Here is a 26,630-nt window from a genome sequence, read left to right as displayed (position 1 = left end):
GGGGCTTTCTAAGGGGCTTGCTTGCCCGCGCTCGAGGCGTTTCTCGGCCACTCCTCGCTCTCTTCTCGGAGATTAGCTCCTTTTCTTAAAACTTCTTCGTGGCAACTGGGCAAACGTCGGGGTCGTTTAAGAAATGAAGCTAATCTCTGCGGTAAACATCGCTGCGGCGGTTGTTCTCGTGCGCGTTTTGGTCTGTACACATGCGTATGCAACCGCGACTCGTACTCCAAGGTGGTTTTTTGGAGCTCCCACTACGGAGATTAGCTCCTTTTCTTAAAACGAATTGACGTTTGCCCAGGTAACTCATGACGTTTTTAAGAAAAGGAGCTAAACTCCGCCGAGAGTGACAACAGCGAGGCTGACGAGAGTGACAACAGCGAGGCTGACGAGAGAGACCGCAGCGAGGCTGACGAGAGAGACCGCAGCGAGGCTGGCGAGAGGGACAGTGAAGAGAGACAGCCGAGAAGGACCTCGTTGCGCTACAAAAAAGCCCAGGACGATAAGCACCCTGGGCTGCGCAAACACCTGGTGACCCCGGTGGGGTTCGAACCCACGACCTTTCGCTCCGGAGGCGAACGCTCTAATCCACTGAGCTACGGGGCCAACGGCCTTTGATTATAGGCAAACTTCTCAACTTGGCTACCGTCAGCGTAGATTGCCATCGTCACGACTCGCCCACAACACCTAAGTCGACCCGCCGCCCGTTTGGGCGGCTCGCATACAATGGGCATTCGGCACCTGCTGCCATGCCGGCAGCTCAAGCGAGGGGAGACCATGACGCGCAACACCACACCTGCCACCGACGACATGCCCGCGAACAACATCGAGGGCCTCTCTTCCGCCGAGGTCGAGGAGCGCATCGCTGCCGGGAAGACCAACGCCAACACCGACGTCAAGACCAAGACCGTGCGCCAGATCCTGGCCGAGCATACGTTCACGCTCTTCAACGGTGTCAACGTTGGCATGGCAATCCTCGTTGCCATAACGGGCCAGTGGCGAAACCTGCTTTTCATGGGCGTGGTCATCTGCAACCTGGTCATCGGCGTCTTTCAGGAGATCCGGGCCAAGCGCATGGTCGACAAGCTCTCCATCCTTACCGAGAAGCGCGTCCGCGTGAAGCGTGACGGCCAGGTAGTGGAGCTGCTCCCTTCCGAGCTGGTGCTCGACGACTGCATCCTCCTGGCACACGGCGAGCAGGTCCCTGCGGACTCCGTGGTGCTCAGGGGCCAGGTCCAGATGGACGAGTCCCTGCTCACGGGCGAGAGCCGCCCCGTTCCCAAGGGTCCCGGCGACACACTCTTGAGTGGCAGCTTCATTGACTCCGGCGACCTTCTCGCCCGCGTGACCAAGGTGGGGCAGGAAGGCTACGCCGCGCGTCTCAACGCCGAGGCCAAGTACGTGAAGCCCGTGCACTCCCAGATCCTCGACTCGCTGAGGGCAATCATCCGGCTGGGCACCTATGCGCTCTTCCCGCTGGGCATTGGTCTTTTCCTGCGCACGCTCTTCATGGACAGCGCGACGCTCAACGACGCCATTCTCTCCGCCGTCGCTGCCGTGGTGGGCATGATTCCGCAGGGGCTCGTGCTGCTCACCTCGAGCATCCTTGCCATTGCCACTACGCGGCTGGCATCGCGCAAGGTCCTCGTGCAGCAGACCTATTGCGTGGAGACGCTTGCGCGCGTCGACACGCTGTGCCTCGACAAGACGGGGACCATCACCACAGGCCGCATGGAGGTCTCGCGCGTCGAGCCAGCGCCTGGCCACACGCTGTCAGAGGTCGACAAGGCACTGGCAGAGGTCGTCCGCGCGTCCGAGGGCGACGCAAACGACACGGCGCAGGCGCTTCTCGACTACGCAAACAAGGCTGGCGTCGAGAGGGGAGGGGCTCCGCTGCGCGTGGTCCCTTTTACCTCGCGGCGCAAGTGCTCTGGCTGCGTGACGGCAGACGGACGCGCCCTCGTCCTGGGCGCTGCGCGCTTTGTCCTGGACGAGAGTGGCGTGGCTCAGGCGGCAGACCTTGCAGCCGGTTTCGACCCCTGTGAGCGCGTGCTCGTTGTCTGCGAGGTCGAGGGCTTCGACGCCGAGGGCGCACCCCAGGGGACGGCGTCTCTTCTCGGCGTTGTTGGCATCCGGGATGAGCTTCGCGCGACGGCTCCACAGACCATGCGCTACTTCATCGAGCAGGGCGTTGACCTGCGCGTCATCTCTGGCGACGATCCTACGACCGTCTCGGCCATCGCGGCAAGAGCGGGCGTGCCCCACGCGGAGCAAGCCGTTGACGCCTCGACCCTCAAGACCGAGGCGGACCTCGTTGATGCGGCTCGCCGCTACCACGTCTTTGGTCGCGTCACGCCCGAGCAGAAGCGCTCGCTCGTGCGCGCCCTTCGCGCGGACGGCCACGTTGTTGCCATGACGGGCGACGGTGTGAACGACGTGCTGGCTCTGCGCGAGGCCGACTGCTCGATCTCGGTTGCGTCGGGCTCGGCCGCGGCTCGCAACGTCTCGGAGATCGTCCTTGCCGACAATGACTTCTCCCACATGCCCGAGGTGGTTGCCGAGGGGCGCCGCTCGATCAACAACCTGCAGCGATCTGCCTCGCTCTTTCTCGTCAAGACTGTCTACACGGCTCTTCTCGCACTGGTGTGCATCTTCTTTCCGCCCTATCCCTTCATCCCCATACAGATGTCGCTCATCTCGTCTGCCATCATTGGCCTACCATCGTTCGTGCTTGCCCTCGAGCCAAACCATGACCGGGTGAGCGGCGGCTTCCTCGGTCACGTGCTGGCGCGGTCGCTTCCTGCCTCGGCAGGCATCACCGTGGCGCTCATCGTGGCGCTTGCCGCCGAGCGCATCATGCCCATGACCTTCTCCGAGACCTCAACCGTCTGCATGCTGCTTGTCGCTATTGTGGGCATACGCCTTATCTGGCGCATCTCGCAGCCCCTCACGCCTCTGCGCACTGCGCTTCTTGTGACAGTCGCCGCAATTGTTGCCGTCGGGTGTACGGTATTTGGTGCCTTCTTCAAGGTGGCCCCTCTCACGTTTAGTATGTGTGTCTTGGTTGTCGTTACGGGCGCGCTCTCGTGCGTCCTCTTCGATACGCTCTTCAACCGATCTATTGCCCTTGCCAAGGACGGCGGGGGCATCGCCCGCCTTGCGGACAGACTGGAGGAGACCCATGTCACGCACAGAAGCAACGCCAAGTACCGGGGAGTTTAGGGACGCCGTTCTCGCCGCTCGTCATCCCGTCCGCGTTTCTGCGGCCGGCCGAGAGGCGCTTGCCTTTGACGTCTCTGGTATTCCCGGAGCAGACCGGCTGCCCCGTGCCCTCGTCGAGCTTCTCGAGAACGTCGTTCGCCGCTCCGCCACCGACGACGACGCCGTGCGTCAGGCCCTGGCGGTGGTCGAGGCCGGGCTTGCTGGCGAGCAGGGCACTGAAATCGAGTTCATGCCTGCCCGCGTCCTCTTCCAGGACTTCACCGGCGTGCCCGTCTTTGTCGACTTTGCCTCCATGCGCGACGCCATGGTGACCCGTGGCGGTGACCCCTCGCGCGTCAACCCGCACATCCCCTGCACCCTCGTGGTCGACCACTCGGTCATTGCCGACGTCGCTGGCGAGAAGGACGCGTGCGAGAAGAACCAAGAGCTCGAGGCCAAGCGCAACCACGAGCGCTTTGCCTTCCTCAAGTGGGCCGGCCAGTCCTTTGGCAACGTCGAGATCGTTCCGCCCGGCGGCGGCATCTGCCACCAGCTCAACATCGAGCGCTTCTGCCGCGTGGTGACCACCGACGCGCTTTCTTCGCTTAATGAGCCCGTGGCCTGCTTTGACACGCTTGTGGGCACCGACTCGCACACCACCACGGCAAACGGCGTTGGCGTCATGGGCTGGGGCGTTGGCGGCATCGAGGCTGAGGCCGCGGCGCTGGGACAGCCCATCTCGATGCTCGTGCCGCCGGTGGTGGAGCTTCGTCTCACCGGCGCCCTGCGCGAGGGCGTCTCCGGCATGGACCTTGCCCTCACGGTTGCGCAGCTCATGCGCGCGGCTGGCGTCGTCGGCTGCCTCGTCGAGGTGACGGGCGAGGGCGTGGCAACCCTCACCGCCACGCAGCGCTCCTGTGTCGCCAACATGACGCCGGAGTACGGTGCCACCACCACGCTCTTCCCCGTGGACGAGAAGACCCTCGACTACCTTAGGCTCACCGGCCGCAATGCCGATGACGTTGCCTTTGCCCAGGCCTACCTGGAGCTCCAGGGCACCTTTGGTGCCACCACTGGGCGCACCTACTCGCGCACCGTCACGCTTGACCTCTCCACGGTCGAGCCGAGCCTTGCCGGCCCCTCGCGCCCGCACGACCGCGTGACCATCGCAGGCCTGCGCGAGCGCTTCGAGCAGAGTGCCGAGAAGAACGGGCACGGCGACCTGGACCAGTCCTTCTCGGTTACGTGCGGAAACAACGCCTATGACCTGCACCACGGCGCGCTGGCCATTGCCGCCATCACCAGCTGCACCACTGCGACTGACCCGTCAATGATGGTTGCCGCGGGGCTTCTCGCCAAGAGCGCCGTCGAGCGCGGCCTTGCGCCCAAGCCCTGGGTGAAGAAGATCCTCGCCCCTGGCAGCCACGCCACGCAGCTCCTGCTCGAGCGCGCTGGTCTTACCGCACCTCTTGCCAAGCTCGGCTTTTTCACCTGTGGCTTTGGCTGCATGAGCTGCATTGGCAACTCTGGTGACATCCATCCGGCGCTGCGCGAGCGCGCGGACGAGATGGAGCTCACGAGCGTCCTCTCCGGCAACCGCAACTTCGAGGGCCGCATCTCGCCCTACGTGAGCCAGAACTACCTCTGCCAGCCTGCTTACGTGGTTGCCTACTCGCTTGTGGGCACCATGGACGTGGACCTCACCAAGGAGCCCGTCGGAACGGGTGCTAACGGCGAGCCCGTGATGCTTGCGGATCTGGTTCCCTCCAATGCCGAGGTCGCCGAGGTCCTCTCGCGCGTCCTTACGCCGTCGCTCTTCGCCGATGCCCAGAGCTCGCTCAAGGAGGGCTCGGCATCCTGGCAGACCATCGAGTCCTCTTCCTCCTCGACCTTCCCGTGGGACGAGTCGTCTACGTACGTGCGCCGTGCGCCCTACTTCGACATCGCGCGTCAGCGCGAGACCGTTGAGGTGTCGGGCGCCCGCGCCTTGGCACTTCTCGGCGATTTTGTGACAACGGACCACATCTCGCCCGCGGGTGCCATTGCCCCGGACTCCCCGGCGGCGCGTTATCTCATCGAGCATGGCGTGGCGCAGCAGGACTTCAACACCTACGGTAGCCGCAGGGGCAACCACGAGGTCATGGCCCGTGGCACCTTTGCCAACGTCAAGCTCAAGAACGTGCTGGCAGATGGTCGCGTGGGCGGCTGGACCCGCGATTTTATCGATGGCGAGGTCAAGAGCATCTACGACGCCGCGGTGGACTACGCCAAGCATGACGTGCCCCTGGTGGTGGTCGCGGGCAAGCTTTACGGCTCTGGCTCCAGCCGCGACTGGGCTGGCAAGGGGCCGCTGCTCCTTGGCGTGCGGGCCGTCATCGCCGAGAGCTTCGAGCGCATCCACCGCTCCAACCTGGTGCAGATGGGCGTGCTCCCGCTGCAGTTCAAGGAGGGCGAGAATGCCGCCACGCTGGGCCTCACGGGCGAAGAGACCTTCGACGTCGCTCCCGTGAGCCTTGCCGAGGGACTACCGAGCCCGCGCGAGGTCGAGGTCACGGCCACGCGTCCCGATGGCACGGCAATGGCCTTTGCCTGCATCGTGCGCGTTGACACGCCCATGGAGGGGCGCTTCCTCGCGAAGGGCGGCATCCTGCCATACGTCCTGGACGAGATTTCATAAGCCTTGTGAGAGCTTGCTTGACGGTATTGTGCGCGAACGACGGAACGGCGAGAATGTGCGCCTGGGTTTGCTCGGCTGGGTAAGAGTCAGACGGGAGGGATTTGCATGAGATGTCCAAATTGTGGTGCGGAGGTGCCTGCTGGCACCGCTGCCTGCCCCGCCTGTCACTATGATCTTGGCCTTACGCAGCGGATTCCTGTCACCAAGGTGGCGTGGTGTCCTTCTTGTGGAGCCCTAGTTCCACCAGACGCTCACTCGTGTCCTAAGTGCGGCGCTCCTGTCGGCGCGCCGGCTCGCTCGAGGAGCGGCCACGCCGTGAGAGATCTTGCCATCCCAACCATCGAGGGACCCGGAGACGCGGAGGGCGCAGATGCCGACGAGGGCGGTGCGGATGCCACGCGAGCCATGCCGCGTATCGAGAGCGCCATACCTTCGGAGCCTGGTCCGGAGTCTGCTACGGTGCGCCACGATCGCATGCCACGCACGCGTGTGCTCATGGTAGCTGCGGCGGCCGCCATTGCCCTTGCAGGTGGCATGGCCCTCTGGATCACGCATCCGTGGGATCCCAACCTCTACATCACCCACTCGCAGACCGACGCGGATACGTCGATGGCAGGCTACCCAGGCTATCTTTCGGCACTTACCGGCCAGGACGGGTCATCTTCTGCAACAGATACCTCGAGCGACTCCTCCACGGATGGCTCAGACTCGAGTAGCTCCACCGCTTACCAGGCAATTCTCGACGATTACAACAAGCTGGGCACCTATGCAGACCAGCTTGACCAGAGCGTGTCGGATCTGACGTCAACAGGCGTCAGCGGTACCGCTGCCGAGCGCCAGGACGGTCAGTCCACGGCAGAGCAGACCGCCATCGACATCTCAAACCTCATCGATGACATTGCATCGCTCAACGATGGCGACGGCACGTATGCCAACGATATTGCCAACCTGACAACCTTGGGGAACTGGCTGCGCAACCGTTCCGACGCAATCTGCGAGGCGTGGGACTCCTCGGTTACGATGGCAACAGAGGAGAAGATTCTGGCACCACTCAAGAAGATTGGCTACTCCTCGGGAACCGACAACTACAAGACGCTCTTCGAGGAGAACTACGACGCGTGGAAGCCCGTCGAACAGTAGGCAAGGGGCAAGCGGCCAGTCTGACGATTGCGTGCAGGCGGCCGCTTGCTGGTACTATCGTATGGATAGATGATTGCCACGACTCTGCCAGCATCGCAGGGGCGTCGTGCGCTTGACACTTTGGAGGGGACATGGGTCTCTTTGGTTCTAAACCGCTCTACACTCCCTCGTATAAGGTACAGGGCGATGAGGTAGCGGTGTTCGACACCAGCAAGGGCACCATCGTGGTGCGGCTTGACGGCGAGGGCGCGCCCATCCACGTTGCCAACTTCTGCGAGCTTGCCGAAAAGGGCTTCTACAATGGACTCACGTTCCACCGCTACGAGCCCGGCTTTGTGATCCAGGGAGGAGACCCTGCTGGCAACGGCACAGGTGGTCCCGGGTACTGCATCCACGAGGAGTACACCACCAACCCGCACAATAGCCATGAGGATGGGGCGCTTGCCATGGCACGTGCCTCCGACCCCAACTCCGCGGGGTCCCAGTTCTACTTCTGCCTTGGCCCGCAGCACTTCCTGGACAAGGGCTACACCGTGTTCGGGCAGACCATCGAGGGCCTCGACACCATCGCCGCCCTGCGCAAGGGTGACGTCATCAACTCGATTACGATCGAGCACCGCGCGTAGCGTTTCGTCGGTGCCTAAGCGAGGGGGTCTCACGTGAATCAACAGGCATACGAGGCGGGCAAAGCCGCCTATCAGCAGGGGGACTGGCTCACTGCGGTTGACAGGCTCTCCCAGGCTAAGAATCCTGGCGAGGTCTCTGGTCCCGTCGACCACCTTGTGGGGAACTCCTACATGAAGCTCGGCCAGTATGAAGCTGCCGCTGCTGCATACGAGAGCGCCCTGCGTGACACCTCCTATGGCAAGGTGGGGCCGCTCTCTTGCAACCGTGGGCGCGCCCTTCTCGCCGCTGGCCATCCCGCAGAGGCGGTTACCGCTCTCACGCAGGCCCTTGCTGACACTTCCTACGCAACTCCGTACAAGGCCCACATGGCGCTAGGCACCGCCTACGAGCGCCTTGGTGACCCTCGCAACGCGGGCATTGCGTACAGGAATGCAGCAATCGACGAGTCCAACCCCAATCCGTCTTCTGCCCTGTGCGATCTTGGCGGCTGCTTCATGCAGCTTGGACGTCCGGTTGACGCAGTCGAGGCCTACCGCACCGCCCTTGACTTCTCGGCACCTCTTCAGAGCCAGAACCAGGTCTACTGCGACCTCGGCCTGGCCTATGTGGCCGCCAACCGCATGTCCGAGGCAGTTGACGCATTCGATCACGCTACTGCGGACGGCACGCTGGTGCTCTCGCCCGAGGCACAGGCGTCCTACGATGCCGCCCGCAAAGCGATGGCTGCCATTGCCGGCAAGCAGCGCCCCTCCGACACCGATGCGCTCCTTGCAGCGGCCGGCTATGGCGGTGGCTACGATCCGCTCGATCCCACCGGCGCATCTGGCGAGCTCATGCCCTCGGCGGACGACACGGGCTTCTTCTCCGTGTCCGAGGAGGACCTTGTCGAGCAGGACAAGAAGGAGCGTAAGATTCGCCGCAAGCACAACCATCGCGGCCTCAAGGTCTTCATCACCATCCTCATTATCCTTGTGGTGGCGCTTGGCGCTGCTGGCTATGCCTACTACCGTGGGTATGGTTGGCCTACGCAGGAGACCGTGGTGGAGCAGCTCTTCGACGCCAAGACCTCTGGGCAAGATCTGGGCAGCTTCCTGTCCGCCTCTGTGCCCGCCTCCGAGGCCGAGACCATCGAGGCCACCGTTCCCTCTGGCGCCTCCATCAAGTCAACCCAGGTTGAGCGGAGCATGACCGAGTCAACGGTGACGGTTACGGCTGCGCTTCCCACTGGTGACACCCAGACCTACACCATCGCTCTCGTGCGCGATGGCATATCCTGGAAGGTGACCAACGTGACGAGCGACGTGGCTACCACCTCATCGACGGACGGCACCACATCGACCTCTACGGCAACCACGACCACTACCACCACGGGGACTGCCTCGCAGGGCTAGTAACTCGCACCATGCAACGTGCGCGCCTCTCGGGTGCGCAGACGGGATAAGGAAGCTATGTCGATCTTCGACTCACTGTTCGGCGAATATGGCGGCGACCTGGCTATCGACCTGGGCACTGCCAATACGCTCGTGGCCGTGCGTGGCCAGGGCATCGTCATCAACGAGCCCTCGGTCGTCGCCATCGACAAGAGCGAGAGTCGCGTCCTTGCCGTTGGCGCCGACGCCAAGCGCATGATTGGTCGTACGCCTGGGTCCATCATCGCCGAGAGGCCTCTCAAGGACGGCGTCATTGCCGACTTCGACGTTACCGAAGTCATGCTTCGGTACTTCATCGAGAAGGCCCGTGAGCGTCGCTACCCGTGGTCTCCTCGTCCTCGGGTGGTTGTGTGCGTCCCGTCAGGCGTTACCTCCGTCGAAAAGCGCGCGGTATTTGAGGCGACAATCCAGGCTGGCGCACGCCAGGCATACCTCATCGAGGAGCCCATGGCTGCCGCCATTGGCGCAGACCTGCCCATCGAGGACCCAACCGGCTCGATGGTTGTCGACATTGGTGGCGGCACCACCGAGGTCGCCGTCATCTCAATGGGAGGCATAGTTGTCTCTCAGTCCATCCGCACTGCGGGTGACGAGTTTGACCAAACCATCCTCGAGCACGTGCGTGACGCATACAACCTCTCCATCGGCGAGCGCACTGCCGAAGACATCAAGATCAAGGTTGGCTCGGCAGCCCCGCTTGCGGAGGAGCTTGACGTTGAGGTCAACGGTAGAGACGTCATGAGCGGCCTTCCCAAGACGGTCCGCATTGAGAGCGAAGAGATCCGCCGCGCCCTGGATCGCCCGCTCGACGAGGTCACCAAGGCCGTCAAGGATGCGCTTGACGTGACGCCGCCCGATCTTGCCTCGGACCTCATGTTCTATGGCATTCTTCTCACTGGCGGCGGTGGCCTTCTCCGCGGTCTTGACCAGCGTCTTCGCGAAGAGACTGGCGTTCCCGTGAACGTGAGTCCTACGGCTCTCGAAAACGTCGTTACCGGCTGCGCCAAGGTCCTTGAGGCCAACGCGCTCTCCGGTGGCTTTGTCCAGAGTACGGGACAGTAGGCGTGCCGCTCGGAAGCAACAGGGCCCCATCCTCGGGGCTTGGGAACAACAACCAAGGCACGGGCGGGCGCGAGCTTGTCGTGTGCCTCATCATCTCGATCGTGCTCTTCACGGTGGGGGTCCGCACGGGTGACTCTGGTCCTCTGGGGGCTGTTCGTGGCGCCTTCCAGACCCTAACCACGCCCGTGAGGCTCGTTGGGTCTGCCATCTCGCTGCCCTTCCAAGGCCTGGGCAACATCTTCTCCAACCTTACCGCTGACCAGGCTACGCTCTCCGAGCTTGAGGCCGAGAACGACCAGCTTCGCAGCAGGAACGCCGAGCTCGAAGAGGCGGAGCAGACGGCTACGCGCCTACAGGGGCTTCTCGACCTCCAGAACACCTATGACCTTCAGTCAACGGCTGCCCACATCATCTCCGGTTCGAGCGACTCTTGGTCATCGACGGTCACCATTGACAAGGGCACAACATCAGGGCTCTCCGTGGGCATGGCGGTGACCTCCTCTTCTGGCGTAATTGGGCAGATTGTCGAGTGTGGTGCAACGTCATCCACTGTTCTTCTTGTGACCGACGAGTCCTCGAGCATCTCCGCTATGGTCCAGTCGAGCAGGGCGCAGGGCATGCTCAATGGCTCTGCGGCTGGTGAGGTTCGTCTCGACATGATTCGCACCGACCAGACCGTCGAGGTGGGCGACATCGTGGTCACAAGCGGCCTTGGCGGCGTTTTCCCCAAGGGCCTCCCGCTTGGCAAGGTCACAAGTGTCGAGAAGAACCCAGGCTCGATGTACTACACCATTGTGGTTGAGCCGTACGCACATACCGAGAACGCCGAGGAGGTTCTCGTCATCACCTCGCTCACCGATTCCCAGGTTGCAACCTCAGAGGACGTTGCGGCTGCGGACGCGCAGGAGACCTCGTCGAGCACCACGAGCAATTCGGACACCTCGAGTGCGGACTCCTCGAGCACCAGCAATTCGGACTCGAGCGGATCGAGCTCAAGCTCGAGTACGACTACCTCAGGCACGTCATCTACCTCGACATCCACCACATCGTCAACCGCCGCTACAGGAAACTAGGGGGGTCGCCATGCAGGTTGCTGACAAAAACAGAGACCGTCGGGGCACCCTCATCCTTGCCATTGTGTGCGCTGTCTGCCAGCTTGCGCTTGCCCCCAACATAGGCATTGGCAACGGGCGCGCGAACTTCGCCCTTATCTTCACCGCCTGCGTTGCCTTTAACGTTGGCGGCAGAAGGGGAGTCCTTGCGGGCTTCTTTGCTGGCCTCTTCTTTGACCTTTCAACCACGGGGCCTGTTGGTCTCATGGCCGGCTGCTGTGCCGCTGCAGCCTACCTCATGGGCCAGGAGGGCAGAAACCGCATGGCGGGTGAGTTTGGCGCCACCGTTGCAGAGTTCTCTGTTGCCACGCTTGTGGTGTCGCTCATCTACCACTTTGCCATGCTTGTGGTTGGGCAGTCCTCTTCCTTGCTCGACGTACTTGTCTTGCGCACGCTTCCCACGGCGCTTCTCACCATCATTGCCTTTCTGCCGTTTGCCTGGTTCTACTCGCGCTCCACTGGAGGCGGGCCGAGCCTTTCCATGGGCGGAAGGCACCGTGGTGGCGGCTCCCACCTCAGCACCAGGGGTCTTTAGGGACGCGCCATGAGCTTTACGGTCATAATCATCATCGTCTGCGTCGCAGTTGCGGCGGCACTCGTTGCCGTTTTTCTCGTCTTTGGGCGGTCGGAGACAAACTTCAAGTTTGATATCGGCGGGAACGGCCCGAAGGCATCGGGCGGCTCGGATACGTCTGCCGAGACAACCATGCAGGGTCGTCTTGTGGGGCAGGCAGCCGTCTCAGGCGGAATCTTTGCGGTTCTTCTCGCCAAGCTCTGGTCGATGCAGCTTCTCTCGTCCGGCGAGTACACGCAGCAGGCGGAGTCCAACCGAACACGTACCGTCGCGGTGCCAGCGCCTCGCGGCAGAATTCTGGACCGCAACGGCAACGAGATAGTCACTAACCGTTCGAGCCTCACGGTGCTTGCCGAGGCAGACGTTGCCAACGATGACATCGAGGTCACGCTCATAGGAAACCTCATCGGCATGCCGGCGTTGGCCGTAAAGCGCAAGGTTGAGGACTCCTCTGCCGGTGCCCAGAACCTGCGCTCTGTTGCCGTTGACGTGTCCCGTCGCGTGGTGGCCTTTCTGGGGGAGCACCCCACGGTTTTCTCTGGCGTCTCTGTCGCGCAGCGCACGCAGCGCTCTTATCCGTATGGCTCGCTTGCGGCACATGTTGTTGGCTATACGGGAACGGTAACCTCCGACCAGCTCAACTCAACCGATTCCTCTGATGAGGGAGCCGTTCACTATAGCTCGGGTGATACGGTGGGCCAGGCGGGCGTCGAGCTCCAGTACGAGAGCGTTCTTCAGGGGGTTGCGGGCGAGCAGACCGTCTACGTTGATGCCGACGGGAACGTCCTTGACTACTCCACGTACGTTGAGCCCAGGAGCGGCTCTGACGTGGTGCTCACGCTCGACATTAACGTACAGAAGGCAGCGGAGGAGTCCATCGTCAAGGTCGTGGAGTACCAGCAGCAGATTGGCTACTCCGCAACCGGTGCCTGCGCCGTTGCCATCGACTGCACAAACGGCGAGGTCATCGCCATGGCGAGCTACCCTACGTACAATCCGAGCATCTTTGTCGGCGGTATCTCTACGAGCGACTGGGAATCGCTGTCGTCCGAGAATGCACACTATCCGCTCATGAACCGCGCCATTGCCGGCCAGTACCCCTCGGGTTCCATCATCAAGGCGCTCACCACGCTTGCCGCGCTGAGTTACGGCATAGCCACGGCCAGTTCCTCCTGGTACTGCACAGGTTGGTGGACGGGCTTTGGCGAGGCCTACGGCATGAAGTGCTGGTGGACCTCGGGTCACGGGGAGATGAACCTTGTCACGGGCATCACCTACTCCTGCGACGTTGTCTTCTACGAGATTGGCAAGGGCTTTTTCTACGACCAGAACAACCCCGATGGTATGCAGGAGACCTTCAAGAAGTTTGGGCTTGGCTCGATCACCGGCATCGACCTCCCCAGCGAGGTTGAGGGGCGCGTCCCCGACGCAGACTGGAAGTGGAACTATTGGTCTAGTGCCACCGACGAGCAGCGCACCTGGCAGGGTGGCGATAACTGCAACCTTGCCATTGGCCAGGGAGACCTGCTTGTCACCTGCATGCAGATGGTCGACGCCTATGCGGGCATCGCTAACCGTGGGCCCATCTACAAGCCGCATGTGCTTAAGAGCGTCAAGAGCGCAACTGGTACTGGATCGGTAATTGACTACAGCCCCGAGGTCATCATCAACGCGGATGAGGACTCGGCTAACTTGGATATCGTGGACCAGGGCCTTTCGGGTGTCATTTACAAGGAGTCAGCAACGCAGGCTACCCACTGGACAAACCTGGACGTGGCCGTCTGCGGCAAGACGGGCACGGCGGAGCAGACGTCGGTTGGCGAGCCGGTAGGTTGGTTCATGGCCTTTGTACCAGCAGAAAACCCACAGTATGTTGTTGGTGCCAACGTTGACAGCGTCCTTTCCGGAGCCACCTCGGCAATGTATGTGGTTCGCGACATCATCGGCGCCATCTATGGGCAGCCAGATGACCAATCGCTCGATTCGTCGAACGTCGACCGATAGGGAGGAGGAAGGCTCATGGCCAACATGGCAAGGCGACAGGGGCTTCTCAACTCTGCGAGCAACCACCTCAACAAGGGCTCATCAAGGGCCTCTTCCTCTCGGTCGGGGCGCCTTGGCAAGAGCTTGGGCGGCCTGTACTTGTCCCAGCTCATACCCGCGCTCCTGCTCGTTGTCTATGGCGTGGTCGTCATCTGGTCTGCATCGCTCACCATACCCGAGGCAAACTTTCCCCGGCATCTTTTGGGCATTGCCATGGGACTTGTGGGCGCTGTCCTTGTTTGGCGCTACGACTACCGCAACCTTCAGGGGATGACGCGGACGCTGCTCATCATCGCGTGCATCCTCATGATCGCACCCAAGATTCCTGGCCTTAGCTACTCGGCGAAGGGCATCACGGGCTGGGTCAAGATTCCTGGAATAGGCATCACGTTCCAGCCATCTGAGCTTGCCAAGCTCGTGGTCATCTACCTCATGGCCGCGCTTGGTGCTCAGTACAACGGAAAGATCGAGTCGCTTCGCGACTACGTGCGCCTGTGTGCCATCCTTCTCATTCCATTCGGCCTTATTCTTCTTCAGCCGGACCTTGGCACCGGTCTTGTTCTTCTTGTCTTTGGCGCAACCATCATTATCTGTGCAGGAGCCAAGCGGAGCTGGGTGCTTGTGACCATTGCGCTCATTGTTGCCGGCGCCACGGCAATCATAGTGACGTCAATGCTCGATGGCTTCCCGCACCTTTTGAAGACGTATCAGCTTAACCGCCTCATCGTCTTTGTAGATCCATCTGTTGACCCAACAAACAACGGGTACAACCTCCAACAGGCAAAGATCGCCGTGGGCTCTGGCGGGCTTCTTGGCAAGGGGATTGGCGGTGCCACGCAGGCGGGCAACGGCTTTCTCCCCGAGGCGCAGACCGACTTCGTCTTTGCGCTTCTCGCCGAGGAGTTTGGGTTTGTGGGTGGCGTCGTCCTGCTGGGGCTCTTTGCGTGGATGATCCTCTCGACCATATTGCTTGCCATGCGTTGCGAGTCTATGTTTGGCAAGCTTGTGTGCGTGGGGTGCGCGGCCATGTGGACGTTCCAGGTGCTTGAGGAAGTTGGCATGTGCATGGGCATCATGCCTATCACGGGTATTCCGCTGCCCTTCATTAGCTATGGTGCCACGTCGATGATTGCGCAGCTCATGGCTGTGGGGATGGTACAGTCTGTATGGAGACACCGGCAGAAGTCCGCCTAGCGGCGGCCTGTCGTAAGGAGGATTATGTCGCGCAAGATTCCATGGGGAAAGATCCTCGAGGTTGCTGGAGCGGGCAAGGACGCCCGCGAGGGCGGCTCTCAAACGGTGCGCCTCTGGGTGCGCATTTCTTCCGATGCGCCTCGCGGACTTGTCCTCGCCGTCAAGGAGGCGCTTGTCGCCCGTGAGGCTTCCGGAATCGTAGACGTTAGGCCCGTTGACGCGCCGGCGCAGGATGACGTTGCACCTGACGCCGTCATCGTAGTCTGCGGTGGCCAGGTTGACGTTGAGGCCGCGCTTGCCCGCGATGCCGCCCGCCGTGGCGTGCCGGTAGCCCTTGTCGCCGAGTCGGCGGTTGAGGTTCCCGACGTTGAGCTCCCGGAGGAGGCGGCGCCGTTTCTTGAAGTTCTGGCCTGCGCCGATGCACTCGCGCTTGTCCCGCGTCTTGGCACCTGGCTTGTGGGAGCAACCGACAAGGGCCTGGCTCTTGCCGCTAACTTCCCCTTCTGCCGGCCGGCCGAGGTCGATGCCCTGGTGAGGCGTTGTGCAATGGAGAACGCCGCCGTTGGTGCCGTTACGCTCATTCCTGGCTCTGACATGGCCGTCATGACGGCAAACCAGGCAAAGCTCGCCCTCGACATCGCCGTTGCCTACGGGCGTGGTCTTGACCCCTCGCGTGCCCTCGAGCTTGCGGGCGTGGTGGGCGCCGGCTTTGGCTACCGAGCACTCGCCCGTGCTGTCTCTCGACTTGTCCCCGGGCTTGGATGGGCCTTCAAGGGTGCCATAGGCTATGCCGGAACCGTTGCGACGGCCCGTGCTCTCCAGGTTCGCTTTGACTTCGAGGACGGCTCGCTTCGCCCCCACGGCGAGGAGATCTCCCGCCAGGCCCCGGCCCGTCACCTCGAGCTCCCCAAAAAGGCTGGCGACCACGCTGGTAAGAAGAGGGATTCTCACCGCGTGCGTCCACCTCGCACAGCCGCTCCCTCGTATGTGGTTCTTTGCCCCGACGGTTCCGTGGGTAGGGGTGAGTAGCAGTGCGACTAGCCCGAGAGGACCTCTTTAGGCTCATTGAGCCGCTGCTTCCGCTTGTCGAGAAGCCCTCGCGCTACCTTGACCACGAGTGGGGTGCCGTCGAAGACCAGCCCGGTCCTTTCCACGCCTGCCTCATCTATCCAGATGCGTATGAGGTTGGCCAGCCTAACCTTGGCATTTCGATTCTCTACGATGCCCTTAACGCCGCCGAAGGCATCTCGTGCGAGCGCTGCTACCTTCCGTGGCATGACATGGCAGACCTCATGCGTGAGCGCCATGTGCCGCTCCTTGCGCTTGAGTCCGCCGCTCCCGTTGCCTCGTTCGACCTTGTGGGCTTTACCCTTGCCCATGAGCTTGTGGCCACGAACATCGTTGAGACGCTTGACCTTGCCGGCATCCCCGTTCGTGCGGCAGAGCGTGCCGAAGACGATGCGATTGTCATCGCCGGCGGTCCCTCCGTGTGGAACGCGGAGCCGCTTGCCCCCATGTTCGATGCCATTCTCCTTGGTGACGGCGAGGAAGCCATCGTCGAGATGGCTGCCTGCGTGCGTGACGCCCGCGCGGTCGGGGCATCTCGAGCGGACATCCTTCTCGCCCTCTCACGCATCCAAGGCGTCTACGTTCCGTCACTCTACGACGTGGTTGTTGATGACACCTCGACGCGCTGGGGCTATGCCGTGCCCAAGGCCGGTACCGGCGCGCCGGAGGTTGTGCTCAAGCGCTGCGTTGCAGACTTTGCGTCCACTCCGGCCTGCGCAGAGCATATTGTGCCCTACATGAGCATCGTCCAGGACCGCCTTGCCATCGAGGTGCTGCGTGGCTGCGCCCGGGGCTGCCGCTTCTGCCAGGCGGGCATGACGTACCGCCCTGTGCGTGAGCGTCCCATGGAGCAGGTTGTCAAGGCAAGCGAGCAGGGCCTTGCCGAGACGGGCTACGACGAGCTCTCTCTTACGTCCCTCTCGACCACAGACCACTCGCAGTGCGCTCCCATGCTCAACCAGCTGGACGAGCGCCTCTCTGGTCGTGGTATCCGCGTCTCAATTCCCTCTCAGCGCCTTGACTCTTTTGGCGTTGACATGGCAAATGCCGCTTCTGGCTCCAAGCGCGGCGGCCTCACCTTTGCGCCCGAGGCTGGCACCCAGCGCCTGCGTGACGTCATCAACAAGAACGTGACCGAGGAGGACCTCGAGCGCGCGGCGAGAAACGCCTTCGAGCACGGCTGGCGCCGCGTCAAGCTGTACTTCATGATGGGGCTTCCCACCGAGACCGACGATGACATCCTGGCGATTCCCGCTGCCACGCACCGCGTGCTCGAGATTGGCCGCGAGGTCGTTGGGCGTGGCAAGAAGAGCAAGGTGCAGGTCTCGGCATCAGTTGCCGTCTTTGTGCCCAAGGCGTATACGCCCTTCCAGTGGGCGGGTCAGCTCGAGGTAGGGGAGGTCGAGCGTCGTGCCTATCTGCTTCTGGGTGCCAATACCGACCGTGACGTGAAGATCTCCTATCATGACCCCAGGACCTCGCTCGTGGAGGGAGCTCTCTCCAAGATGGGACGCGCCGGCTTTGACCTGGTGCTTGCCGCCTGGCGCCGTGGCTGCCGTTTTGACGCGTGGACTAGCGAGTTTAACTACGACGCTTGGGAGGCCGCTGCGAAAGAGCTTGGCTACGACCTGCCCTCTATTGCCTCCGAGGGCTTCCCGCTTGACGCGAGGCTCCCGTGGGACCACACCTCGCCCGGCGTCTCCAAGGGCTTCCTCCAGCGAGAGTGGCGACGTGCCGCCCAAGGGGTCACCACGCCGGATTGCACGCGCGACTCCTGCGTGGGCTGTGGTGTGTGCCCCACGCTTGGTGTGGACAACGTGGTTTGGGGTGAGCGCGCATGATCAACACCGCCGCCATCACCAACAGCAAGCTCAACCAGTACCGGCTTCGCGTGCGCTACCGCAAGGACGGCAGGCTCGCGCACCTGGGGCACCTCGAGGTCATCAACACCATCAACCGCAGCGTGCGTCGCTCGCAGCTCCCCTTTGCGGTTGGCAACGGCTTCGCACGGCGCATGCGCCTGCAGTTCTCGCAGGCCCTCCCCGTGGGCGCTGCTTCGATGGGGGAGTACTTCGACCTCTTCCTCACAGAGGAGATGGACCCCAAGGCAGCGCTCGAACGGCTTGCCGCGTCGAGCCCAACGCTTTTGGCACCAATGGCAGCGGACTATGTCCCCTACGGCCTGCCCGCTCTCGAGGCGTGGCTTACTTTTTCCACCTGGAGCGTTAACGTGATCGACGAAACCAGCGTGGAGGCTCTCTCCCGGGGCATCGATTCGTTGCGCGCAAAGGGAAGCCTCACGTACCTACGCGGCGAGAAGGAAAAGCACGTGGACCTTGGGCGCACGCTTGTCTCTTGCGAGATGCGCCCCAGTGGCAACGGCTTTCTCCTCGACTGCCGCTCCACCGAGGAGGGCTCCCTCAGGCCGGCAATTCTCATCGCCGCTGCCGCTCGGGAGGAGGGACTTGCCATGCCGGCGCTTTCTGTGTGCAGGGTCGCCCAGTGGCACGAGGATGAAGATGGGAGTCTTGTGGAGCCAATGTAGCGGGTCTCACCTTAGGCTTCTAGCAGGCTAGACTTATCAAGGTTGTGCGGAAAAGCGTCAGGCCTCGGCCACCCGATTCAGTTTCCCTTGCGGCACCGCAGGTCAAGACGATTTTTCGTTGACGGTTTTCCGTGCGGCTAGTAAGATTACTTACTGTTGCACTCACGCCAGCAATGAAGGGTTACACACATGTACGCAATCGTAGCAACTGGTGGCAAGCAGTATAAGGTTGCCAAGGGCGACGTCCTCGACGTCGAGAAGCTCGACGCGCAGCCTGGCGATTCGGTCCAGCTCGACGTTCTCCTCCTGAACGACGGCGAGAAGACCATCGTTGACCCTGCCGCCCTCGAGGACAAGAAGGTCACCGCCGAGGTTGTCGACCAGCACAAGGGCGAGAAGGTCCTCGTCTTCAAGTTCAAGAAGCGTAAGCGCTACCACCGCACCAAGGGTCACCGCCAGAACCTCACCAAGCTGAGGATTTCCGAGCTCCCCACCGCGTAGCCTCACTCACTCCGTCCACTTCAGATAGGCAGGTAGCACTATGGCACACAAGAAAGGCCTCGGCTCGTCTCGCAACGGCCGCGACTCCCACGCGCAGCGTCTTGGCGTGAAGATTTACGGCGGTCAGGCCATCAAGACCGGCCAGATCATCGTTCGTCAGCGTGGCACTCACATCACCCCCGGCGAGAACGTTGGCCGCGGCAAGGATGACACCCTGTTCGCACTCGCTGACGGCGTCGTGCAGTTCAAGAAGGGCACGAAGCACGTCGTCAACGTCGTTACCGAGTAACGGCGTGCGTCATATGTTTTAGGTGGGCCCTGCTTCGGCGGGGCCCGTTTCATATCGCGCCATGCGCACGTCCCCTGTGAGTTGCCGTACCATCAGGGGCAACCAAGGAGGAAACCATGGTCACATTCACAGACCTGTCTCATATCAACGTCAAGGGTGGCGACGGCGGCGCGGGATGCATGTCGTTCCGCCGCGAGGCCTACGTCCCCAAGGGAGGCCCGGACGGTGGCGACGGCGGGCATGGCGGCGACGTTATTGTTGAGGCAGACCCGCAGCTCTCATCCCTTATCGACTACCGCTACAAGCACCACTTCAAGGCCGAGCGCGGCACCCACGGCCAGGGAAAGCGTATGCACGGCAAGGACGGCGCGGACCTCGTGCTTCGCGTTCCGTTGGGAACCGTGGTGCGCGAGCTAGACCCGGCAACGCAAAAGCCCGTCTACCAGATTGCCGACCTCACCCGCCCCGGCGAGCGCGTGGTTGTGGCCCCTGGAGGCATGGGCGGCCTTGGGAATACGCACTTTGTGACCTCCGTGCGCCGCGCGCCCGCATTTGCCGAGAAGGGCGAGCCGGCCCAGGAGCACTGGATTGAGCTCGAGATGAAGCTTATGGCCGACGCCGCTCTCGTGGGCATGCCGTCGGTGGGGAAGAGCTCCATCATCGCGCGAATCTCGGCAGCACGCCCCAAGATCGCCGAGTATCCCTTCACCACGCTCGTCCCCAACCTGGGCGTGGCTCGCGCTCGTGACAGTCGCTCCTTTGTCTGCGCCGACGTCCCTGGACTCATCGAGGGCGCCTCCGAGGGCAAAGGCCTGGGCCACGAGTTCCTGCGCCACATCGAGCGCACGGCACTCATCCTGCATGTGGTTGACGTAACAGGTGGCTTCGAGGGCAGAGATGCCGTCGAGGACTATCACACCATCAACGCAGAGCTTGCGGCCTATGCTTCCGAGCTTGCCGAGCGGCCCCAGATTGTGGTTGCCAACAAGTGCGACATGCCCGGTACCGAGGATGCCGTCAAGGCGCTCCGCGAGGTCGCAGAGGCAGACGGACACACGTTCCACGCCATCTCGGCAGTTACGGGCGAGGGCATCGACGCCCTGGTGAGCGACACGGCAGATGCCGTGGCCAAGCTCCGCGCCGAGGCGCCTGCGCCGACGGGCGAGGCGGACGAGGCATCCGCCCAGTGGGAGCGTCGCCGCCAGCAGCGCGACCGCACGATGTCGATCAAGCGGGAGGGCGCGCACGTGTGGCGCGTGAGCGGCGCGGCAATCGAGCGAATGGTCATCCAGACCGACTGGGACAACGACGAGGCTGTGGCGTACCTGCAGCACCGCTTTGACCGCGCGGGCCTGGACGACCGCCTTGAGAAGGCCGGCTGTGTTCCCGGAGACGAGGTGCGCATCCTCGAGCTTGCCTTTACCTACGAGGGCGAGCCTTCGGAGGATGATTACGCTGAGCTTGCTGAGGACGAGCCGGACGTGCGTGACGACGGGGGCGAGGAGTAATGGCGAAGGCACCTTTGCTCGTCGTTGCCAAGGTGGGGTCCTCCACGCTTGTGGACGAGAACGGCGCGCTTGACCGCGCCTTCATCCGCTCGCTCTGCGACCAGGTGGTCGAGCTTGCGCACGAGGGCACGCACGTTGTTCTCGTCTCGTCTGGTGCCGCCGCCGCTGGGCGCGACGAGCTTGGGCTTGCCGAGCGCCCCTCGGACATCATGACGCTCCAGGCGTGTGCAGCCGCAGGCCAGGCAAAGCTCACCGAGGCGTACGCTGACGTCCTTGCCGAGCGCGGCATCCCCTGCGGGCAGGTCCTGCTCACGCGCCGCGATGTCGTCGACCGCGAGGCGTACCTCAACGCGCGCAACACTCTGATGCGCCTCATCGAGCTTGGTGCCATGCCGGTGGTCAACGAGAACGACACCGTCTCGGTTGCGGAGTTCGCCTTTGGCGACAACGACATGCTCGGTGCCATTGTGGCGGGGCTTGTCTCGGCAGACCTCTATGTGATTCTCTCGGACGTGGATGGGCTCTACACGGCAAACCCGCAGACAGACCCCACCGCCAAGCTCATCGATCGCGTGAGCGAGGTAGACGGAAGGGTCTCTTCCATGGCGGGAGGAGCGGGTACCAGCTACGGTACGGGCGGCATGGCATCGAAGGTGCGGGCTGCCCGCGCCATGCTCGCCGCAGGCATTCCCACGGTTATCTGCCGGGGACGGCGCGAACGCGTGCTCGTGGACGCTGCCCATGGCGTGAGCGTTGGCACGCGCTTCGAGGCAAGCGCAAAGGATACCCCGCACGAGCTGGGGCGCAAACTCTGGATTGGCCTTGCTGAAGTTGTTCGCGGAACGCTCGTTGTAGATGACGGTGCGGCACGTGCCGTCACGGAGCGTGGCGCTTCGGTGCTTCCCGTTGGCGTGGTCGAGACCCGTGGCACCTATGCATCCGGAGACGTGGTAGATGTCCGTGACCTTTCCGGAACGCTCTTGGGAAGGGGGGCAGTTCGCTACTCCTCGGAGGACATGTCACGTGTGCGTGGTCTTAAGCTGGACGTAATCGCCCGCTTCCTGGGCGAGGATGCGGCACAGCCCGCCATACACCGTGATGAGTTGTTGGTCTTGTAGCTGGTTACGGGTTGTCACAAACTAACCGTGGGCTGCTAGGATAGGCGTACTTGACTGGTCTTCGAAGGGGGCTTCCAATGTCTGAGGCACGTACCAAGGCGGGGCTCGCTCGTGCGGCATCGCATGCGCTAGGGCAGGCCGCGGCAGCCAAGAGGTCTGCTGCTATACGGGCCGCCGCGCGGCTCATCCGCGAGCGGACTGACGCCATCGTGGCTGCCAACGGCCGCGACATGGAGCGTTCGCGCAAGGCCGGCATGCCTGGCCCCCTTCTCGACAGGCTCATGCTCGACGCCAAGCGGCTGGATGGCATTGCGTCCTCGCTTGAGGAGATCTCTCGACAGGAAGATCCCCTTGGCCGTGTGAGCTGGGGCCGCACCCTTGACTCCGGCGTGCGTGTTGAGCGCATCTCGGTACCCATGGGCGTTGTTGCGATGATCTACGAGGCAAGGCCCAATGTCACGGCCGATGCCTTTGGCCTCTGCGTACGGTCGGGCAATGCCTGCGTTCTCAAGGGCGGCTCAGCGGCACGTGAGTCATGCATGGCACTTGCCGCCTGCTGCAGGGACGCGCTTGTCGAGACTGACCTTCCTGCGGATGCCGTTCAGTATGTGGACGACGATGCCGAGCATACCCAGACCTCTGAGCTTGTGCACGCGACCGGCCTCATTGATGTGCTCATCCCGCGCGGCGGTGCCTCGCTCATCCGCTACTGCGTTGAGAACGCTACGGTTCCCGTTATCGAGACCGGTACTGGCAACTGCCACATCTACCTGCACCGCGATGCCAACGCCGAGAAGGCCGTGAACATTGTTGTCAACGCCAAGTGCTCGAGGCCCGGCGTCTGCAACGCCGCTGAGTCGCTTCTCGTTGATTCTTGCGCTGCCGAGAAGCTCCTTCCGCCCGTGCTTGTAGCCCTTCACGCGCATGGCGTGGAGCTTGTGGGAGACGAGCTTGCGCGCAAGGTTGCCGCCGGAGTGCAGGTACCCATGGGGGCGGCAACCGAGGACGACTGGGGCAGGGAGTATTTGGACCTCAAGATGAGCGTGAAGTGCGTCGAGGACGTGGCCCAGGCAATCGAGCACGTCAACCGTTATGGCACTGGCCACTCTGAGGCTATTGTGAGCGACTCTTACGCGGCGTGCGAGGCATTTCTCGCCGGTGTTGACGCTGCTGTGGTCTACGCCAACGCGTCGACCCGCTTCACTGATGGCGGCGTCTTTGGCCTGGGCGGCGAGATTGGCATCTCCACGCAGAAGCTGCATGCGCGTGGTCCCATGGGCGCCTCCGCCCTCACCACCACCAAGTATGTTGTGCGGGGGGATGGTCAGGTACGATGAGCGTGGATGTGGGCGCCCTCAGGGAGCGCGACCTGCCGGTGCTTGGCACCGATGACAGCCGGACCTACCGTTTGGGCATCATGGGCGGTACCTTCGACCCAATCCACAACGGTCACCTTGTTGCCGCCGAGCAGGCCTTCGACGACCTTGACCTAGACCTCGTGGTTTTCATGCCTGCGGGGCGCCCTGCCTTTAAGCAGGACCGCAATGTAAGCTCTGGCGAAGACCGCTATGCCATGACGCTTTTGGCCACGGCGGACAACCCGCATTTTGTTGCCTCTCGCTTCGAGGTAGATAGGGAGGGCGTTACCTATACGGCAGACACCCTCCGCCTTCTGAGGGAGCTGTATCCGGAAAACGTCGAGTTCTACTTCATCACGGGGGCCGATGCCATAACCGAGATCGTCAAGTGGCGCGACGCCCAAGACATCGCGCGCCTTGCCCATTTGGTTGCGGCGACGCGACCGGGCTACGACTTGGACCGCGCATGGGATGCCATTGATGCTTCCGGGCTCGCCTTTGACGTCACGTATCTCTCGGTGCCAGCGCTGGCCATATCATCGAGCCACCTCAGGGAGCGCATAAAGGCGGGACAAAGCCTGCGCTATCTCACGCCCGACCCGGTTACGGGATACCTCCACAAGCACGGCCTCTACGGCACCTCGACCAACCGATATGGACACACCTCCGAGGTGGTCGCGTGACGGGTTACAAGGGCGTCATTTGCCACGACGAGCCGGACTACAGCATCGAGCAGCGCGCGCTCATCGCGCGGCTGGAGGCGGACCTCCGGATGCAGCTTGCCCAGAAGCAGCACCGGCTCGCTCACTCGCTCTCGGTAGCGTCCTGTGCAGAGGGACTTGCCCTCCTCTACGGGGTGGACCCGTTTGAGGCGCGCTTGGCGGGAATCCTTCACGACTGGGAGAAAGCCCTCAGCGGCGAGAAGATCATTGCGCGTGCACGCGAGCTTGAGATTGACATGGGCGTTGACCTCGAGCTAGTCGCACCCTTGCTCCACGGAATCGTGGCCGCGCGCGAGCTCCCGTCGCGCTACCCCGAGGTTCCCCCTGAGGTGTGGCATGCCGTTGAGGTTCACACCACGGCCGCTTCCCAGATGAGCCCTCTCGACATGGTGCTCTTTGTGGCCGATGGCATAGAGCCGCTGCGACCTAAGACGCCTGGCATCGAGGAGTCGCGCTCGCTTGTGGGGGAGGCCACGCTTCCCGACCTGTTCTGGGAATCTTTTGTCGGCGGCATTATCTACGTGCTCAAAGGCTCCAGGTACCTCTGGCCGGGTACCATCGATACATACAACAAGCTGGCTGCGGCGCGCAAGGACTCCGCAGCACGATAGGGGAGAACATGGCAATCACACCGTATGAGATCGCTCGAGTAGCCAGTATGGCGGCAGACTCCAAGAAGGCCCAGGACATCGTCGTTCTCGACCTCACGGCCAAGACTGACGTCTGCGACTACTTCGTTATTTGCTCGGCAACCAGCAACCCTCAGACCGACGCCATCGTTGACGAGGTGCGCGAGAAGGTTCGCACCAACTGCGGCGTCACCGCTCTCTCGACCGAGGGACGCGAGGGCAGGAACTGGGTGCTCATCGACTTTGGCAGCGTTGTGGTGCACGTCTTCAAGCCCGAGACGCGCGATTTCTACCGCCTTGAGAAGCTCTGGGGTGATGCCCCGGAAGTCGACATGGGCCTTGAGGATAACCCTGCATAGCCCATCATTTCCTTAACGTTAACGCTTGGGTCCGCTGTGTGTTCGATGCCGGCGTCACCCCTTCTTGTTTGAACGTCCGTGCTATTATTCGAGAAACCGCAAGCGCGGTGATTGGCACGGAGCGCGGTTTTAACTTGAAGGGATGGGTATCATGAAGAGCATTTCCGAGCACACCTTCAGCCGTCGTCAGTTTTTCAAGCTTGGGGGTGGCAGCGCCATAGCGTTGGCCCTTGCCGGCTGCGCAAGCGGCGGGAACAATGCTAGCTCCGGTGCCAGCACGAGCACGGACTCTGGCTCTTCTTCTGATTCCGCCTCCATCAAGCCGGGCTTCATCACGCTGCACGATGAAAACTCCACGTATGACCTCAACTTCATCAACGCCGCCAAGGAGGCATGCAAGGAGCTGGGTATCAGCGAGGATACCTACATGATCAAGACCAACGTCCCCGAAGGTCAGGAGTGCTACAACGCCGCGGCCGAGCTTGCGGACGCCGGCTGCAACATCATCTTTGCCGACTCCTTTGGCCACGAGGACTACATGATCCAGGCCGCCAAGGAGTTCCCGGACATCCAGTTCTGTCACTCCACCGGCACCAAGGCCCACACCGAAGGCCTGGACAACTACCACAACGCCTTCGCGTCCATCTACGAGGGGCGCTACCTTGCTGGCGTTGCCGCCGGCATGAAGCTCAACGAGATGATCGACTCCGGCAAGATCACAGCCGACCAGGCGAAGATGGGCTACGTTGGCGCCTACACGTACGCCGAGGTCATCTCGGGCTACACCTCGTTCTACCTTGGTGCCAAGTCCGTCTGCCCCTCCGTCACCATGGAGGTCACCTTCACGGGCTCCTGGTACGACGAGACGGCAGAGAAGGAGGGCGCAACCAAGCTCATGAACGACGGTTGTGTTCTCATCTCCCAGCACGCTGACTCCATGGGTGCCCCTACGGCCTGCGAGAATGCGGGCGTGCCCGACGTCTCATACAACGGCAGCACCCAGGACGCCTGCCCCAACACCTACATCATCTCGTCCCGTATCAACTGGGTCCCGTACTACAAGTATGCAATCCAGGCCGTGATGGACGGCTCTGCCATCGACACCGATTGGACGGGCACCCTTTCCACCGGCTCGGTTGAGCTTGCGGACCTCAACACCTCCGTTGCCGCCAAGGGCACTCAGGACAAGCTCGATGAGGTCACCAAGGAGCTTGAGGCTGGGAGCCTCCACGTCTTTGACACCTCCACCTTTACCGTTCAGGGTGCCAAGCTCGACTCCTATAAGGCGGATGTTGACACCGATCCCGACTACACCCCCGACACCGAGGTTGTCTCTGACGGCTACTTCCACGAGTCCGAGTACCGTTCGGCACCGTATTTCGACGTTCAGATCGACGGCATCGAGCTTCTGGATACCGCGTTCTAATCGGTCGCGGTCACGTGTGGACGGCCTCCGAAGCCTCGGAGGCCGTCTTT

At 62.5% G+C, this 26,630-nt stretch carries 22 protein-coding genes, 1 tRNA gene and 1 pseudogene; 23 read left to right on the top strand and 1 reads right to left on the bottom strand.

The features are described from left to right. Nucleotides 1-526 precede the first annotated feature (526 nt). A tRNA-Arg gene (locus BT122_RS04395) sits at nt 527-603 on the bottom strand. A gap of 171 nt (nt 604-774) precedes the next feature. Between BT122_RS04395 and BT122_RS04390 the strand changes: the two genes are divergently transcribed. From BT122_RS04390 to BT122_RS04285, 23 genes and pseudogenes are all read left to right on the top strand, one after another. Further along, nucleotides 775-3,219: an HAD-IC family P-type ATPase gene (locus BT122_RS04390; protein WP_072354759.1), complete on the top strand. Its 2,445-nt coding sequence runs from the start codon at nt 775-777 to the stop codon at nt 3,217-3,219. Then, on the top strand, nt 3,179-5,875 hold the full coding sequence (acnA, locus tag BT122_RS04385) for an aconitate hydratase AcnA (protein ID WP_072354758.1): 2,697 nt from the start codon (nt 3,179-3,181) through the stop codon (nt 5,873-5,875). The genes BT122_RS04390 and acnA overlap by 41 nt, the downstream gene beginning before the upstream one ends. Nucleotides 5,876-5,980: 105 nt before the next feature. Next, nucleotides 5,981-6,151, top strand: a pseudogene (locus tag BT122_RS11250) (zinc-ribbon domain-containing protein); the annotation flags it as partial. A 39-nt stretch (nt 6,152-6,190) separates the two neighbouring features. Further along, complete coding sequence (locus BT122_RS04380; RefSeq protein WP_059054512.1) at nt 6,191-7,015, top strand: hypothetical protein; 825 nt, start codon at nt 6,191-6,193, stop codon at nt 7,013-7,015. 131 nt (nt 7,016-7,146) lie between these two features. Further along, nucleotides 7,147-7,641 carry a peptidylprolyl isomerase gene (locus BT122_RS04375; RefSeq protein WP_059054510.1) on the top strand — a complete coding sequence of 165 codons (495 nt, stop codon included), beginning with the start codon at nt 7,147-7,149 and terminating at the stop codon, nt 7,639-7,641. Between the two features lie 33 nt (nt 7,642-7,674). After that, a complete protein-coding gene (locus BT122_RS04370; RefSeq protein WP_072354756.1) occupies nt 7,675-9,033 on the top strand; it encodes a tetratricopeptide repeat protein in 1,359 nt (452 codons plus the stop codon). 57 nt (nt 9,034-9,090) lie between these two features. Next, nucleotides 9,091-10,134, top strand: a complete 1,044-nt coding sequence (locus BT122_RS04365; protein ID WP_032111833.1) for a rod shape-determining protein — start codon at nt 9,091-9,093, stop codon at nt 10,132-10,134. Nucleotides 10,135-10,136: 2 nt separating this feature from the next. Further along, entirely contained in the window at nt 10,137-11,207 is a 1,071-nt protein-coding gene (mreC, locus tag BT122_RS04360; protein WP_072354755.1) for a rod shape-determining protein MreC, read from the top strand. Between the two features lie 10 nt (nt 11,208-11,217). Next, on the top strand, nt 11,218-11,781 hold the full coding sequence (gene mreD / locus BT122_RS04355; protein WP_072354754.1) for a rod shape-determining protein MreD: 564 nt from the start codon (nt 11,218-11,220) through the stop codon (nt 11,779-11,781). Between the two features lie 9 nt (nt 11,782-11,790). Further along, nucleotides 11,791-13,824, top strand: a complete 2,034-nt coding sequence (gene mrdA / locus BT122_RS04350) for a penicillin-binding protein 2 (protein ID WP_072354753.1) — start codon at nt 11,791-11,793, stop codon at nt 13,822-13,824. Nucleotides 13,825-13,839: 15 nt separating this feature from the next. Then, nucleotides 13,840-15,057 carry an FtsW/RodA/SpoVE family cell cycle protein gene (locus tag BT122_RS04345; RefSeq protein WP_083432302.1) on the top strand — a complete coding sequence of 406 codons (1,218 nt, stop codon included), beginning with the start codon at nt 13,840-13,842 and terminating at the stop codon, nt 15,055-15,057. A 24-nt stretch (nt 15,058-15,081) separates the two neighbouring features. Then, nucleotides 15,082-16,086 carry a DUF697 domain-containing protein gene (locus BT122_RS04340; RefSeq protein WP_072354752.1) on the top strand — a complete coding sequence of 335 codons (1,005 nt, stop codon included), beginning with the start codon at nt 15,082-15,084 and terminating at the stop codon, nt 16,084-16,086. Between the two features lie 2 nt (nt 16,087-16,088). After that, a complete protein-coding gene (locus BT122_RS04335; RefSeq protein ID WP_072354751.1) occupies nt 16,089-17,966 on the top strand; it encodes a TIGR03960 family B12-binding radical SAM protein in 1,878 nt (625 codons plus the stop codon). Then, complete coding sequence (locus BT122_RS04330; RefSeq protein ID WP_072354750.1) at nt 17,963-18,670, top strand: TIGR03936 family radical SAM-associated protein; 708 nt, start codon at nt 17,963-17,965, stop codon at nt 18,668-18,670. Before BT122_RS04335 ends, BT122_RS04330 begins: the two co-directional genes overlap by 4 nt. Before the next feature lie 189 nt (nt 18,671-18,859). Further along, the gene (gene rplU / locus BT122_RS04325) at nt 18,860-19,171 is read left to right on the top strand and encodes a 50S ribosomal protein L21 (RefSeq protein WP_042089376.1); all 312 of its coding nucleotides are present in this window, start codon (nt 18,860-18,862) and stop codon (nt 19,169-19,171) included. Between the two features lie 40 nt (nt 19,172-19,211). Beyond that, the gene (rpmA, locus tag BT122_RS04320; protein WP_059054493.1) at nt 19,212-19,460 is read left to right on the top strand and encodes a 50S ribosomal protein L27; all 249 of its coding nucleotides are present in this window, start codon (nt 19,212-19,214) and stop codon (nt 19,458-19,460) included. Nucleotides 19,461-19,576: 116 nt separating this feature from the next. Next, on the top strand, nt 19,577-20,968 hold the full coding sequence (gene obgE, locus BT122_RS04315) for a GTPase ObgE (RefSeq protein WP_072354749.1): 1,392 nt from the start codon (nt 19,577-19,579) through the stop codon (nt 20,966-20,968). After that, nucleotides 20,968-22,086, top strand: coding sequence for a glutamate 5-kinase (gene proB, locus BT122_RS04310; RefSeq protein ID WP_072354748.1), 1,119 nt, complete (start codon nt 20,968-20,970; stop codon nt 22,084-22,086). Before obgE ends, proB begins: the two co-directional genes overlap by 1 nt. 77 nt (nt 22,087-22,163) lie before the next feature. Continuing rightward, nucleotides 22,164-23,423: a glutamate-5-semialdehyde dehydrogenase gene (locus BT122_RS04305; RefSeq protein WP_072354747.1), complete on the top strand. Its 1,260-nt coding sequence runs from the start codon at nt 22,164-22,166 to the stop codon at nt 23,421-23,423. Then, the gene (gene nadD, locus BT122_RS04300; protein WP_059054484.1) at nt 23,420-24,127 is read left to right on the top strand and encodes a nicotinate-nucleotide adenylyltransferase; all 708 of its coding nucleotides are present in this window, start codon (nt 23,420-23,422) and stop codon (nt 24,125-24,127) included. Before BT122_RS04305 ends, nadD begins: the two co-directional genes overlap by 4 nt. Continuing rightward, nucleotides 24,124-24,777, top strand: coding sequence for a bis(5'-nucleosyl)-tetraphosphatase (symmetrical) YqeK (yqeK, locus tag BT122_RS04295; protein WP_286130304.1), 654 nt, complete (start codon nt 24,124-24,126; stop codon nt 24,775-24,777). The genes nadD and yqeK overlap by 4 nt, the downstream gene beginning before the upstream one ends. 8 nt (nt 24,778-24,785) lie before the next feature. Beyond that, the gene (rsfS, locus tag BT122_RS04290) at nt 24,786-25,154 is read left to right on the top strand and encodes a ribosome silencing factor (RefSeq protein ID WP_059054482.1); all 369 of its coding nucleotides are present in this window, start codon (nt 24,786-24,788) and stop codon (nt 25,152-25,154) included. Nucleotides 25,155-25,305: 151 nt separating this feature from the next. After that, on the top strand, nt 25,306-26,580 hold the full coding sequence (locus BT122_RS04285; protein ID WP_083432301.1) for a BMP family ABC transporter substrate-binding protein: 1,275 nt from the start codon (nt 25,306-25,308) through the stop codon (nt 26,578-26,580). Nucleotides 26,581-26,630 lie beyond the last annotated feature (50 nt).

The organism is Olsenella sp. kh2p3 (genome assembly GCA_900119625.1).
GTDB lineage: Bacteria > Actinomycetota > Coriobacteriia > Coriobacteriales > Atopobiaceae > Tractidigestivibacter.
Note: the sequence above shows the minus strand (reverse complement) of the source record. Positions and strands in the feature narration are given on the sequence as shown.